Origin of the sequence: Bacillus cereus, assembly GCF_002577405.1 — a bacterium.
Lineage (GTDB): Bacteria > Bacillota > Bacilli > Bacillales > Bacillaceae_G > Bacillus_A > Bacillus_A cereus_AU.
In genome coordinates this window covers 83755-98479 of the sequence record NZ_NULR01000027.1, presented here as the reverse complement: position 1 = coordinate 98479, position 14725 = coordinate 83755, and the positions used below count along the sequence as shown (strand labels likewise).

The following is a 14725-nucleotide window of genomic DNA, read 5'->3' as shown; positions in this document are numbered from 1 at the left end:
TTCTTTCACTCCCTCTTACTCTAACTCCTCAATCTTTCCATACTTCTCAATATCATCTGAAGTTGTATTCGCTAATTGATTTAAAAATTCAATTTGGAAACTACCAGGTCCTTTTTCTACTGTTTTAGCCGCTGCTAGTTCCGCAGCTACTCCATAAAATGTTAATGCTGCTACGGCTGCCTTTACATAATCTTTTTCTACCGCTGCAAAAGCTCCTATTACAGAAGTTAGTAAACAACCTGTTCCAGTAACTTTCGTTAAAATAGGATGGCCGTTTCGAATAAGAACAGTTTTCTCTCCATCTGTAACAACATCTTCTTTTCCAGTAATCACCGTAACTGTATTCAATTCGTCTGCTGCCTGTTTTGCAATACTTACAACATTGCCATTTCCAGTACCAGCGTCTACCCCTTTAATTTCCCATCTCTCATTAATCACGTTAGCTATTTCAGCTGCATTTCCGCGAATAATAGCTAAATCTATTTCAGCTGGAATATGTCTTGCAACTTCTGTTCGATAAGAGGTCGCTCCTGCACCAACTGGATCAAACAACACAGGTACATTGTTCATATTTGCTGATTTACCAGCAAGTAACATCGCTTCTACTTCTTCAGGACGAAGTGTCCCCATATTTAATACTAGCGCTCCAGCAATGCTAGCCATTTCTGCTACTTCTTCTTTTGCATACGCCATTACAGGCGATGCCCCTAACGCTAACAAACCGTTCGCTGTAAAATTTGTGACAACAACATTTGTAATATTATGAACGAGCGGATTAGAATCTCTTACTAAATCCACTACTTTACTAATTTCTTGTACATTCATTTTTTTCATCTCCTAACTATAATGGTGGGAGATACACAAAAAGGCACTTTGCGTACGCAAAGTGCCTGAACATGTGCTGTTACACTCTCCCTACGCTGGCATTATCCAACAGGTTCAAATGGTCAATGACGGATTGGTCATACTCTCAGTTTGCATCCACAAACTCCCATGTGTTTATTATTCATCTACTTCAGAGTCTACTCTTATTCTAATAAAATAACAAGTTCTTTACTTTCATCAAAAATCATTCAAACTTTGAGCGTAACTGAATCTCAAGAAAATGTATGCTATATTTAACGTATGGAATTTTGAAAGGATGTTTTTAATATGGTAAAAAGCGTTGTAATCGCTGAAAAACCTTCCGTTGCACGAGATATTGCTCGCGTACTGAAGTGTGATAAAAAAGGAAACGGCTATCTTGAAGGTAGTAAATATATTGTAACTTGGGCTTTGGGTCATCTCGTTACATTAGCAGACCCAGAAAGCTATGATGTGAAATACAAAAAGTGGAATTTAGAAGATTTACCAATGCTACCTGAACGTTTGAAACTAACAGTTATTAAACAAACTGGTAAACAGTTTAATGCTGTGAAAAGTCAGCTACTTAGAAAAGATGTAAATGAAATTATTGTGGCGACAGATGCTGGGCGTGAAGGAGAATTGGTCGCTCGTTGGATTATTGATAAAGTTCGAACTAATAAACCGATCAAACGTCTATGGATTTCATCTGTTACTGATAAAGCAATTAAAGATGGTTTTGCAAATTTAAAACCAGGTAAAGCATATGACAATTTATATGCTTCGGCAGTTGCGCGTTCAGAAGCTGACTGGTATATCGGTCTTAATGCGACTCGAGCTTTAACAACTCGCTTTAACGCCCAATTAAATTGTGGTCGTGTACAGACACCTACTGTAGCTATCATTGCCGGTCGTGAAGACGAAATTAAAAACTTTAAAGCTCAAACATACTACGGTATCGAAGCTCACACAACTGACAAGTTAAAATTGACTTGGCAAGATGCAAAAGGAAATGGCCGTAACTTTAATAAAGAGAAGATCGATACAATTGTAAGAAAGATCGATAAACAAAACGCAACTGTAGTCGAAATTGAGAAAAAGCAGAAAAAATCATTCGCTCCTGGTCTTTATGATTTAACTGAATTACAACGCGATGCGAATAAAATTTTTGGTTATTCTGCAAAAGAAACTTTAAATATTATGCAAAAATTATATGAGCAACATAAAGTATTAACGTATCCTCGTACAGATTCACGCTATATTTCATCTGATATCGTTGGAACACTTCCAGAACGTTTAAAAGCATGTGGAGTAGGAGAATACCGTCCTTTAGCTCATAAAGTATTACAGAAACCAGTAAAATCTAATAAATCATTTGTTGATGATAGTAAAGTAAGCGATCATCACGCGATTATCCCTACGGAAAGCTATGTGAATTTCTCAGCTTTCACAGATAAAGAACGTAAAATTTATGATTTAGTTGTAAAACGTTTCTTAGCCGTTTTATTCCCGGCCTTTGAATATGAACAACTAACCCTGCGCACAAAAATTGGTGACGAAACGTTCATCGCACGTGGCAAAACAATTTTAAGTTCTGGTTGGAAAGAAGTATATGCGAATCGATTTGAAGATGACGATGTAGCAGACGATGTGAAAGAACAAATCTTACCTCGCATCGAAAAAGGCGATACATTAAACGTAAAATTAATTGTCCAAACATCGGGTCAAACAAAAGCACCTGCACGCTTTAATGAAGCAACATTACTTTCAGCGATGGAAAACCCAACAAAATACATGGATACGCAAAACAAACAACTTGCTGACACATTAAAATCAACTGGCGGATTAGGTACTGTAGCAACGCGTGCTGATATTATCGACAAGCTATTCAATTCATTCTTAATTGAAAAACGTGGTAAAGATATTCACATCACTTCAAAAGGTCGTCAGTTACTTGATTTAGTACCAGAAGAATTAAAATCTCCTACACTAACTGGTGAATGGGAACAAAAGCTTGAGGCTATCGCAAAGGGTAAATTAAAAAAAGAAGTATTCATTGCAGAAATGAAAAACTATACGAAAGAAATTGTTTCTGAAATTAAATCGAGTGATAAAAAATATAAACATGACAACATTTCAACGAAGTCTTGTCCAGACTGCGGCAAACCGATGTTAGAAGTAAACGGTAAAAAAGGTAAAATGCTTGTATGCCAAGATCGTGAATGTGGTCACCGTAAAAATGTATCCCGCACTACAAACGCACGCTGCCCGCAGTGTAAGAAAAAATTAGAATTACGCGGTGAAGGCGCTGGCCAAATTTTCGCATGTAAATGCGGCTATCGTGAAAAACTTTCTACATTCCAAGAAAGACGTAAAAAAGAATCTGGAAACAAAGCTGATAAACGCGATGTTCAAAAATATATGAAACAACAGAACAAAGAAGAAGAACCATTAAACAACCCATTCGCCGAAGCATTAAAAAAATTAAAATTTGATTAAACAAAAAGGATCCTACCACTCTCGGTAGGATCCTTTTATTTTTAATGAATAATTTTACTTCCTTTTGCGTTCTCAACAAACTTTTCACTTGATTTGTTAATTGGCTTTTTCAGTACTAATGCCGCCACAACTATGATAACTACGAAAGCAGTTAGCACGAGTAAATCTCTAGTTACTATATCCCAAAGCATTCCACCTACAGTTTCACGAATTGCGCTAATTGCGTACGTGAATGGCAAGAATGGATAAATCATTTGGAAGAACGGTGGTGTCATTTCAATTGGGAACGTACCACCCGATCCTGCTACTTGCAGTACAAGTAAAATAATTGCCATCGATTTCCCAACGTTTCCGAAAATAGAAACAAGTGAGTACACGATACAAACAAATACTCCCCCAATAAATAAACTAAATAACACAAACCAGAATTTATCGACTACGTACGTACCGAGTAGGAATATATCCCCCATCGATACGATAAATGCCTGTGAAAGACCTATCGTTAAGAATGTTAGTAAACGTCCGAAGTATATTTCATGGCTCTTATAATTAGCACCCTCTTCATGTACTTCTACCGTTAATAATGAAACCATTAACAACGCGCCTACCCATAATGCAAGCACCGTATAGAATGGTGACATCGCTGAACCGTAGTTCGGCATTGCAAATAATTTATTCTCTTTTAAATTTACTGGATTCGCAAAGTAATCACTTTGCTTTTCAACATCATTTTTCAATAAGCGTATGATATCTTTTATATCCTCTTCTGATTCAAAATCACGAATTTTATCTGCTAACTCTTTAATCTTTTTCTCAGTAGCTGGCATTTCAGCTTTAATATCTGCTAATTTCTTTCTACCGTCTACTAAGCCTTTTGATGAATCTTCTAGTAACTTCTTCACATCTGGAAGCTTTTTGTCTGCATCATTTAAAATTTGAGTTGTATTTTTAGACATCTCTTTTGTACGAGCGATAGCTGTATTAAAGCCTGGTACAATTTCTGAATCATACGTCGATAATACATCTGTTAATTGAGCTGACCCGTCTTTCGCAGCATTATTAATACTTTCAATTACATCTTTTGTAGGTTTCTGTCCATTGTTAATAAGGGTAATTCCCTTATTCGTTGCGTCTACACCTTTTTGTAAACTACTTTTCGCTTTATTTAACTTTGCAATTCCATTATTAAGGTTTTTATCACTATTCACATCTGCTAAAATCTTATTTGTACTTTCTAGAACTGGAATCATATCGTTAATTAAGCCGATGCCAGATTGGAATTGACCATTTAAGCTGTTTAAAGCTACTTTTGTTGAATCTAAACCGTTAATACCTTTATTTTGTAAATCTGCTTTTGCATCTTCAAGACTATTTTTAACTTTATCATAATCTGCTTTTGCATTATCATATGCTGCATTTGCATCAACTTTAGCTTGATCTACTGTACTAACTGCTTTTTGATAATCTGCTACAAATGTTTCATTGTAATCTTTTTCAGCTTGATCAATTAATGCATTTGCTGCATCTAATTTTTGATTAGCTACATCTGTTACATCTTTCTTTACTTCTTGTCCTGTACCAATAGCATTTACAACATCTTTAATTCCGTTATTCGCATTTTCCATACCATCTTTAAGCTTAGTTAAGTGATCCACTCGTCCTTGGAAAAAGTTTTTACCAAAATCAGTCGTCACGGATTTCTGAAGTTCAGTAAAGAAATTAATAAGATACGCAATGCCATCTGTGCGAGCTTGCAATTGATCTGATACAGCATTTAAATCTTTCTTTGCTTGTTCTGGATCAAATTTCCCATTTTGTAATCCATTTAAAACACTTTTTCCATAAGCTGTTCCTGCACGTGATGAACTTAAAACATTATTTACTGTTTGATTAATATTTTGAGCTATGCTCTTATAACCATCACTATTCAGCTTAGAAAGATCTGGTCTAGCTGGGAATTCAGGTAATCCATTCAACTCTGGAATATTTAAGTCTACACCTGGATTCATTAAAAAGTCAGTAAATGCAGCTGCACTATCCATAACGCCTTTTGCTACTACTAAATCATTTCTTATCGTTCCTGGAGCGTTTTTCAACGTTTGATCTTGGTTCGCAAAGAACTTATCTAAATTTGCCAACGCTTCTTGCCCATCATTTATTACACTCTCTACAACAGGTAAATCTTTTTGTGCTATTTTTACAATATCTTCGGCTTGAGTCGCATCATCTAACGCCTTATCCATAAGTGTATTCATTTCTGGGAACTGAGCTTCTAATTTAAACACAAGATCTTTTACTTTCTCGATACTCGGTAAGTTAGTTTCTAAATCAATTCCAAGTTCATTGAAGATTTTAAAAATCTCACCGTTTGCTGTTTTAACAAAGTTTTTACTAATCTCTTCTGTAAGACCCGATGCACCTTTAGCTGTAATCTTCGGTGCAATGGCATTCACCTTTTCATTTACGTAATAATCAATTTCCGGTTTCTCTGGATTTTCATTCAAGACTGTTGCAATCTTTTCCGAAAAATCTTTTGGGATAGTAATACTTGCAGAATAATCTCCATGCTCTACTCCATAAATTGCTTGCTTTTCATCAACAAACTTCCACCCAAAATTTTTGTCTTTCTTAAGTGAATCTACAATTTCTTCCCCAATGTTAATATCTTTTCCTCTTAAATTTGTCCCAGCATCTTGGTTAGAAACTGCAATCTGGATTCCTTTCGTATTTCCGTAAGGATCCCAAGAAGCTTTAATGTTAAACCATGCATATAACGATGGTAGAACCATCAAACCTAATACAATAACAATTGCAGCCCAATGTTTGGCCACATTCCGTAAATCTGTTTTGTAAATACGCCAAATTTGTTTCATATAAGTTATCACCTAATTATATATTTTTCCTTCTTTAGAAAATGATGCACACATTTTGCAATTATATCACTTTCTACATCGTGGATTAAACGAAAATGCACTATTTTCCCTATTAAATATTTCACTTACTTTATTATATAACGAAGTAAGTAAAAACATGAATACAAAATGACTGAATCGGTTTTACATTCAGTAACAACAAATATATAGGAAATGTCATAAAAAATACAAGTATTTTCTCTTGGAAATACTTGTATTTCTAAAAAAATCCCCACAGATTTTTATTATCTGTGAGGATTTCTTCTATTATATATCTAATTGAACTTCTACACCGAAATGATCTGAAATTACGTTTCGGTTTGTACCATTAAAAATAACTTTTGAAGAACGAACATTTTTATTTTGGTTACACAGTATTAAATCGATTCGCAAATTATGTTTATTTTCATCCCAACCAGCAATTTCGCCTTGGACAGTTGTTCCTTCATCCTTCTCTATCGCTAGTTCATATGTGTCATACAAACCTTTTTGCATCATATACTCATAACCCTCGCCTTCCAAACGAGCATTGTTATTAAAATCACCCATTAAAAAGGAAAGTTCATTGCTATTTACACGCTCCACCAAACGATCAACTTGATCTTTAAATGACTCTTCTTCATCATTCCACCAACCGAGATGGCAAGAGTAAAACGTTATATTCTTACCATTATAAGCAATTGTTGCACTTACAATTTTGCGTGTTTTCCAATACGTTGTATCTTTGTTTTCTGATACAAAGAACGTATCTTCTTTTATAATAGTATGCTTTGTTATAATCGCTAATCCTTCTTCGTACACATCATAACCAATATGAGAGAAATCCCAAGTAATATTGTAATCTTTTACATATAACGCTTTTAACTCTTCTAATAGTAAAAGTCCAAAATTATCTTCTTTCTTGTTACCGCATACATTTCCAGCCTGTATCGACTGACTTACTTCTTGCAATGCGATTACATCATACTCTTCTTCTTGAATTACTTTAGCAAGATATTTAATCTTTTCCATTTGATTCTCTTCTTGCCAAGAGTGACAATTTAAAGTTAGCAATTTCATATTATTACGCACCTAACATATCTTGAATGTCTGACTTTAATACGTCAGCTTTTGGACCATATACCGCTTGTACACCTTTATCTTTTACGATAAGTCCTAAAGCACCATTTTGTTTCCACTGTGCTTCTGGTGCAACAACATCTAAATCTTTTACTGTTACACGTAAACGTGTCATACAAGCATCGACGTCAGCAATATTATCTTTTCCACCTAATAAATCAATAACTTTTGTTGCTAATGAACCATCTTGTACATTTCCTGTTCCTTCTGATGACTCATCTTCATTATCAATATAGTTACCTGCACGTCCTGGCGTTGGTAAATTGAATTTTTTAATTAAGAAATTGAATAACGTAAAGTTAAGACCGAAGAACACCAATGAAACAATGACAAAGTTGATTAAGTCTCTTGTTAAACCTGCGTTAACCATCATTGGTGTACGAGTAATTAACTCAATAAATCCGAATGCATGAACACGTAAATGAATTAAATCTGCTAATGCGAATGCAAGACCTGTTGTAATTGCATACACAACATATAGTACTGGTGCAATAAACATAAACATGAATTCAATTGGTTCTGTTACACCTGTTAAGAATACTGCTAATGCAGCTGATAAGAACATTGGTTTATATTTTGCACGCTTATCTTTATCTACGTTACGGAACATCGCGAATGCGATACCCATTAAAGCTGCAGATGAACCAATAACTTGTCCCGCTTTGAAGCGAGCTGGTACAACATTATTTAATAAGTCGTTATATGCTTTCGTATCTCCACTTGCTAATAAGTTATTTAAGTCTGTAATCCATGCAAGCCATAATGGATCTTGCCCTGCTACAACTTGTCCAACTTTTGAGCCAGTTAACATTGTATATGTTCCACCTAGCTCTGTGTAGTTCATCGGAATCGTTAACATATGATGTAATCCAAATGGTAATAATAAACGCTCTAACGTTCCATATACAAATGGTGCAACAACTGGCGCACTATCCTTTGAAGCTGCAATCCAGCGACCAAATTCATTTAATCCACTTTGGATGAATGGCCATAAAAGTGATAATACAATTGCAGTGACTGTAGACCAAACAATTACAACGAATGGTACGAATCGTTTTCCGTTAAAGAATGCTAATGCCTGTGGCAGTTTGTTATAGTTATAATATTTGTTATATAAAGTAGCTCCTAAGAAACCTGTGATAATCCCTACGAAAACTCCCATGTTTAATGCTGGTGCACCAAGTACAGAAGTGAAGTAATCTTTTACAAGTAAATCTCCTGCTAATACTGAAGACACTGTCGCTTTTGAATCCGCTAACATTTCAGTATTTACGCCAAATATAGCTCCTGTAATTCTGTTTGTTAAGACGAATGCTAATAGTGCTGCAAATGCACCACCTGCGCGATCTTTCGCCCAAGATCCCCCAATTGCTACTGCGAATAAAATGTGTAGATTCGTAATAATCGCCCAACCGATGTCTTCCATTACGCGAGCAATTGTATGAACTGCGTTAATATCCCCAGCAGACATCCCAATTAACTTACCGATGGAAATCATTAAGCCCGCTGCTGGCATTACAGCTACAACAACTAATAATGCCTTCCCGAACTTTTGCCAAAAATCAAAAGACGTAATTTTCATCTGTTCTTCCTCCCCTTTATTTATAACAACATAACGATTTAAATTATAATTTCTGTTTCTTTTGTGAAAACGATTCCTTACAAAACTTTATTTTTATCTCTTTACGCAACCGTTTTCATAAATCTATTTTAATAAAAGCGTTTTCACTTTGCAATAGAAATTTATTTTTTTTCATAAAAAAAGATGCTCCAGGAGCACCCTTTTTTATTATGAAATGCGATAAACCCTTGTTTCATAAGGTTTTAACATGATTGAAGTTACTTGTTCATGTTCCGCAACTTCATAGTTATTTAAAAGCAAGCGTTTGCGTTCTAGTGCGAATAAACTCTCATTATACACAGCTTCCTCTTTTGAGATATTGCTAATTACAATAACTTTTTCATCCTGTAACGTACGTGTATAAGCATAAATTTGTGGATCGTCTTCTAAAAGTAAATCATACGTACCATAATTTAATACATCATGCTCTTTTTTCAAGGCAATCATTTTCTTGTAGAAATTGAAAATCGACCCCTCTTCATTTTTTTGCTTTTCCACATTAATTTCTTCATAATTTGGATTCATACCAAACCAAGGATTTCCTGTTGTAAAACCAGCATTATCCTCAGCACTCCACTGCATAGGTGTACGTGAATTATCACGACAAGAAGCCCAAATAATTTCCATCATATCTTGATGCGATACGCCTTCTGCAATTTTCTCACGATATAAATTTTTAATTGCTACATCATCATAATCTTCAATATTTGGGAATTGAACATTTGTCATACCAATTTCTTGTCCTTGATAAATAAACGGTGTACCGTGCATAAAGAAATACATCGCTCCTAGAGCCGTTGCACTTTCACGCCAAAATTGTTTATCATCTCCCCAAGTTGAAACGATACGTGGCTTATCGTGATTCTCGATGTATAAAGCATTCCATCCTTTATTTTCTAATCCTTTTTGCCATTTCGTTAATACCTTTTTCAGCCCTACAACATCAAGATCTTTCTTCTTTTCTGCATCCCATAAGCTTAAATGTTCGAATTGGAATACCATATTGAACTTACCTTGCTCTTCTCCAACCCAAAGCTCAGCATCTTCAATCTTAACGCCATTCGCTTCACCAACAGTCATAATATCGTACTTAGAAAATGTATTTTCTTTTAACTCTTCTAATAAAGGTTGAATGCCATCCACATTCATATGTTTATCAAAAGATGGTACATACTTTAGTTCTTTTGGATTTGGCATATCTTTAAAGCCATCTTCTTTTTTAATATGGCTGATCGCATCAACACGGAAACCATCAATTCCTTTATCAAGCCACCAGTTAACTGTATCGTATAACACTTCACGAACTTCTTTATTCTCCCAATTTAAATCTGGTTGTTTGCGTGAGAATAAATGTAAATAATATTGTTCTGTTACTTCATCATATTCCCATGCCGAACCATTAAAAATACTTTCCCAGTTGTTTGGTTCTACGCCATCTTTACCATCATGCCAAATATACCAATCACGCTTCGGATTGTCTTTAGATGAACGAGATTCAATAAACCATGGATGTTCATCACTCGTATGATTAATAACTAAATCAATAATAAGCTTCATATCACGCTTATGAACTTCATCTAGTAAAGCATCAAAATCTGCCATTGTACCAAACTCATCCATAATATCTTGATAATCACTAATATCATAACCATTATCATCATTAGGTGACTTATACATTGGACAAATCCAAATTACATCTATACCTAAATCTTTTAAGTAATCCAGTTTTGCAATAATACCTTGTAAATCTCCAATACCATCACCATTTGAATCCATAAAGCTACGTGGATAAATTTGATAAGCAACCGCTTCTTTCCACCATGTCTTATTCATAATCATTCTCTCCTTTTGCATCCCATCAGAAATTTATGCAAACGTTTTCGTAACACTATCATAACAAAATATGAATAGTTTGCAACTGTTTTCATTGAACTCTATGTAGATTCCTTATTCTTATGCTTTATTTATTTCTCACAAAAGGAAATCTCATTCTGCACCCGCTCTTGTCCACGCACGTTACATACACTTCTCATACATTAATACAAAGCTCTAATTATTTTAGAAAGGAGTGCTAAATTGAAACAAACAAAATTAACAGGTCGTATCGTTGTCCCCTCAGATCCGGACTACGACGTAGCCCGAATGAATTTAAATTTAAGTATTCCAAAACTCCCTTGTATTATTGTTTTTTGCCAAAATAAAAATGATGTCTGTAACGCCTTAAAATGGGCACGTGAACGCCATATACCATTTCGCTTAAGAAGCGGACGTCATAGCTATGAAAATTTTTCTCTTTTAAATAGAGGACTTATTATTGATGTGAGTGAAATGCATCGCATTACTGTTAATACAGATAAATTAACAGCAACAATTGAAGCTGGTGCAAATCTTGGCATTGTTTATAAAGAGCTTTGGAATTATGGTGTTACAATACCAGCTGGCACAAGTGCAAGCGTTGGAATTGTTGGATTAACACTCGGCGGTGGCATCGGTATGCTTTCACGCTTATTTGGATTAACATGTGATCAATTAGTAGAAGTTGAAATGGTACAAGCATGCGGTAAATTTGGCGCAAAACTCATTCGTGCAAACGAACAAGAAAACCCTAACTTGTTTTGGGCGTGCCGTGGCGGTGGTGGTGGAAACTTCGGAATTGTTACTTCTTTAACTTTTCGAGTCCATCCTATAAAAAACGTATCCATTTTCTCACTTACATGGGAATGGAAAGATTTTATCGCTGCATTTCAAGCTTGGCAAAACTGGGCGCCTTATATAGACGAACGTCTCACTTCATCAATTGAATTATTCGCAAAGCAACAAAACAAAATTGAAGCACAAGGTGAGTTTGTTGGCTCTCCCTCTGAACTCCATTCCTTATTATCCCCTCTTCTTGAAACTGGTACCCCCTCTCTCTTTATAGATGAAGTTCCTTATATAAAGGCTGTTCAATTCTTTAATAGCGGTAATATCCCTGAAAATTTCAAGCGCTCTGGTTCCTACGTATATAAACCTATTCCCCTGAAAGGTATTCAAATTATGCAGCACTTTCTTTCTCATGCACCAAATAAAGATGCGAGTATTTGGCATCAATCACTCGTAGGTGCTGTGGAAAATATTCTTCCGAATGAAACAGCTTATTTCCATCGTAAAGCGATTATTGCGCAAGAATATATTACTTCTTGGAAATGCGATGATGAAGAAAATAAAAATATACGCTGGGTTAAAGATTTACGAGAAAGCTTAGATCCTTATACACTAGGTGACTATGTCAATTGGCCCGATATCGACATCAAAAATTGGCAAACTAGTTATTATGGTTCTAGTTTTCAAAGGCTACGTAAGGTGAAGACCTTATATGATCCATGCAATGTTTTTCATTTTCAACAAAGCATCCCCCCTTTTCATACGTAAAAAGGAAGAACAGAATACTGTTCTTCCCTTTTACATTGAAAATCGCTCAATTGTTTGTTTTAAATCGGCTGATTGCTTCTCTAAATCCTTTAATAATTGATCGATTGCCATCATATTTTCGGATTGTTGCAGCGTCACACGTGCCACTTCTTGTGAACCAGCTGATGTTTCCTCAGCAATTGCCGCTACAGCCTTTGTTTGTGCTCCTGTTTGATGAATATGACTCACTTGTTCATTCATATAACTACTAATTTGCTGAGTTGCATCGGCGACTTCCATAATACTTGATGACATTTCTTTTAAAATTAGTTCTGTAGCTTCTCCGCGTTTCGCCTCTTCTTTAGCTGTCTTTACTTGCTCAGTCATTTTCATCGCGACTTGTTGCACTTCTTCTTGCATATTCCGTAATAATTGCGATATGTTTCTTGCAGAATGATCACTTTCATCAGCAAGTTTGCGTACTTCTTCCGCAACAACTGCAAACCCTCTTCCATGCTCGCCTGCACGAGCTGCCTCAATAGAAGCATTTAGTGCTAATAAATTAGTTTGGCTAGCAATCTCACTCACAACAGACACAATATGTTCTACTTGTTTCATTCTTTCTTCTAACTTCTGTACATTTTGCATTGAATCTTCATTTTCTTTCGCCAATGTTTGAATACCTTGAATTAAAGAAGTAAAGACACGAGTACTTTGCCCTAAAGCTTGGACCATTTCTGAAGACAACTCATCAGACTGTTTTGCTTTTTCTTCTACTTCACTTGCAATAGAAGTTGTTGTATCAACAGCAGAGACAATCGCCTGGATTGACGCTGCTGATTGCTCAGCACCAGAAGAAATCTCTGCAAGTGTCTCAGATACACCTTGTGCTTGCTTCGTTGCTTCTCCTGTTTGTTTTCTAATTTGATGCACTTGATTATTTGTATACGAAAATGTTGTATCAATATTTTTTACCATGCCTCTTAAATTTCCTAGCATCATATTAAATGCAACACTTAAAGATTTAATTTCATCATCTGTCTTCGGCAATGGAACATCTTCACGGATATCACCCTCAGCCGCTTTCCTTGCCGCCTCCTCTAACTTTCGAAGCGGTTTAATTAAAAATACGGCTGCTCCATATGCTAAAATTCCAGACCATACTACACCTAATAACATAATGATAATATTATATACCGTTTGACTTACATAAATTTGAAAATAATCGTATATCACGTAAATAAAAAATATACTTGTTGAATATGTAATGAAAGCTAAAACTGTAGTGAATAGCATAAGTTGTGTACGTAAGCCAAAGGAAAATGTTTTCTTTTCCTTTTCCATTTCTCATTCCTCCTCATAAGTAATATACATACTACCTATATATTATTATCCATATTTTCGTTATAGAAAGATATAGAGATTTTTTAAAATCATTATTCCTTTGAATATCAAATCCTATGAAAAAAATAAAGGATTCTGACAATTTATGACTAATAACAGAAATAAGGGGCAACATTTGTAAAATATATTTTTGACTGGGGGTTTTGTATGATTCAAGTTCGAAATCTAATAAAATCATTTGGCTCACTCGATGTTTTAAAAGGAATTGATTTAGAAGTAAAAGAAAAAGAAGTTGTTGTTTTAATTGGTGCCAGTGGTTCCGGAAAAAGTACATTACTTCGCTGTCTTAACTTTTTAGAAATGTACGATGAAGGTGAAATTCACTTACAAGGTGAGCGAATTGATCCAAAGCATTCAAATTTAAACAAAGTCCGTGAAAATGTCGGTATGGTTTTTCAGCACTTTAACCTCTTTCCTCATATGACCTCACTAGAAAACATCATAGAAGCACCTATTCACGTAAAAAAATTGGAAGCAGCAAATGCAAAAGATATCGGGAATCAGCTTTTGCAAAAGGTCGGCCTACAAGACAAGGCGGATGTAACTCCTCACCTCCTTTCAGGTGGCCAAAAACAGCGCATTGCGATTGCTCGAGCTCTTGCTATGAATCCTAAAATTATGCTATTTGATGAACCTACATCAGCTTTAGATCCTGAGCTTGTTGGAGAAGTATTGCAAGTTATGAAAGAACTTGCTGAAGAAGGAATGACAATGGTTATTGTTACCCATGAAATGAATTTCGCAAGAGATGTAGCTGACCGCGTCATCTTTATGGATGATGGAAAAATTGTAGAGGATGCTCCTCCCGAACAATTCTTCTCAGCTCCATCACATGAACGAGCAAAACAATTTTTACGTAACATTTTATAATGTAACTTCTGTTTCAAACGTAAAGAAATGTATTCATACGGGACACAACTAATTGTCCAAATAGAAT

At 35.3% G+C, this 14725-nt stretch carries 9 protein-coding genes, 1 pseudogene and 1 riboswitch; of the genes and pseudogenes, 3 read left to right on the top strand and 7 right to left on the bottom strand.

The features are described 5' to 3' along the window. Window positions 1-15 precede the first annotated feature (15 nt). Window positions 16-825 (bottom strand): hydroxyethylthiazole kinase, encoded by an 810-nt coding sequence (thiM, locus tag COC96_RS25305; RefSeq protein ID WP_098269672.1) that lies wholly within the window; start codon window positions 823-825, stop codon window positions 16-18. A 70-nt stretch (window positions 826-895) separates the two neighbouring features. Further along, window positions 896-1005: riboswitch (TPP riboswitch) on the bottom strand. 147 nt (window positions 1006-1152) lie between these two features. On the opposite strand from thiM, the gene topB reads away from it, so the two are divergent. Further along, the gene (gene topB, locus COC96_RS25300) at window positions 1153-3342 is read left to right on the top strand and encodes a DNA topoisomerase III (protein WP_098269673.1); all 2190 of its coding nucleotides are present in this window, start codon (window positions 1153-1155) and stop codon (window positions 3340-3342) included. Between the two features lie 41 nt (window positions 3343-3383). Here the strand turns inward: topB and COC96_RS25295 are convergent, their stop codons facing one another. The 4 genes from COC96_RS25295 to COC96_RS25280 form a co-directional block, all read right to left on the bottom strand. Then, window positions 3384-6215: a YhgE/Pip domain-containing protein gene (locus COC96_RS25295; protein WP_098769615.1), complete on the bottom strand. Its 2832-nt coding sequence runs from the start codon at window positions 6213-6215 to the stop codon at window positions 3384-3386. A gap of 306 nt (window positions 6216-6521) precedes the next feature. Next, on the bottom strand, window positions 6522-7313 hold the full coding sequence (locus tag COC96_RS25290; protein WP_098769614.1) for an endonuclease/exonuclease/phosphatase family protein: 792 nt from the start codon (window positions 7311-7313) through the stop codon (window positions 6522-6524). A gap of 4 nt (window positions 7314-7317) precedes the next feature. After that, on the bottom strand, window positions 7318-8955 hold the full coding sequence (locus COC96_RS25285; protein WP_098269676.1) for a PTS transporter subunit IIBC: 1638 nt from the start codon (window positions 8953-8955) through the stop codon (window positions 7318-7320). A 207-nt stretch (window positions 8956-9162) separates the two neighbouring features. Beyond that, entirely contained in the window at window positions 9163-10827 is a 1665-nt protein-coding gene (locus COC96_RS25280; RefSeq protein WP_098269677.1) for a glycoside hydrolase family 13 protein, read from the bottom strand. Between the two features lie 243 nt (window positions 10828-11070). On the opposite strand from COC96_RS25280, the gene COC96_RS25275 reads away from it, so the two are divergent. Continuing rightward, window positions 11071-12405 carry an FAD-dependent oxidoreductase gene (locus tag COC96_RS25275; RefSeq protein WP_098769612.1) on the top strand — a complete coding sequence of 445 codons (1335 nt, stop codon included), beginning with the start codon at window positions 11071-11073 and terminating at the stop codon, window positions 12403-12405. A 30-nt stretch (window positions 12406-12435) separates the two neighbouring features. Here COC96_RS25275 and COC96_RS25270 read toward each other — a convergent pair whose 3' ends face one another. Further along, window positions 12436-13362, bottom strand: coding sequence for a methyl-accepting chemotaxis protein (locus tag COC96_RS25270; RefSeq protein WP_441296599.1), 927 nt, complete (start codon window positions 13360-13362; stop codon window positions 12436-12438). A gap of 15 nt (window positions 13363-13377) precedes the next feature. Further along, window positions 13378-13563, bottom strand: a pseudogene (locus tag COC96_RS28720) (HAMP domain-containing protein); the annotation flags it as partial. A 372-nt stretch (window positions 13564-13935) separates the two neighbouring features. Here COC96_RS28720 and COC96_RS25260 point away from each other — a divergent pair. Next, the gene (locus tag COC96_RS25260; protein WP_098769609.1) at window positions 13936-14658 is read left to right on the top strand and encodes an amino acid ABC transporter ATP-binding protein; all 723 of its coding nucleotides are present in this window, start codon (window positions 13936-13938) and stop codon (window positions 14656-14658) included. Window positions 14659-14725: the final 67 nt, after the last annotated feature.

Bases quoted from the DNA above. Each gene is read 5' to 3' on its own strand.
- COC96_RS25290 (WP_098769614.1), bottom strand. From the start codon at position 7,313: ATGAAATTGCTAACTTTAAATTGTCACTCTTGGCAAGAAGAGAATCAA.
- COC96_RS25260 (WP_098769609.1), top strand. From the start codon at position 13,936: ATGATTCAAGTTCGAAATCTAATAAAATCATTTGGCTCACTCGATGTT.
- thiM (WP_098269672.1), bottom strand. From the start codon at position 825: ATGAATGTACAAGAAATTAGTAAAGTAGTGGATTTAGTAAGAGATTCT.
- COC96_RS25285 (WP_098269676.1), bottom strand. From the start codon at position 8,955: ATGAAAATTACGTCTTTTGATTTTTGGCAAAAGTTCGGGAAGGCATTA.
- COC96_RS25295 (WP_098769615.1), bottom strand. From the start codon at position 6,215: ATGAAACAAATTTGGCGTATTTACAAAACAGATTTACGGAATGTGGCC.
- COC96_RS25270 (WP_441296599.1), bottom strand. From the start codon at position 13,362: ATGGTAAAAAATATTGATACAACATTTTCGTATACAAATAATCAAGTG.
- COC96_RS25280 (WP_098269677.1), bottom strand. From the start codon at position 10,827: ATGAATAAGACATGGTGGAAAGAAGCGGTTGCTTATCAAATTTATCCA.
- topB (WP_098269673.1), top strand. From the start codon at position 1,153: ATGGTAAAAAGCGTTGTAATCGCTGAAAAACCTTCCGTTGCACGAGAT.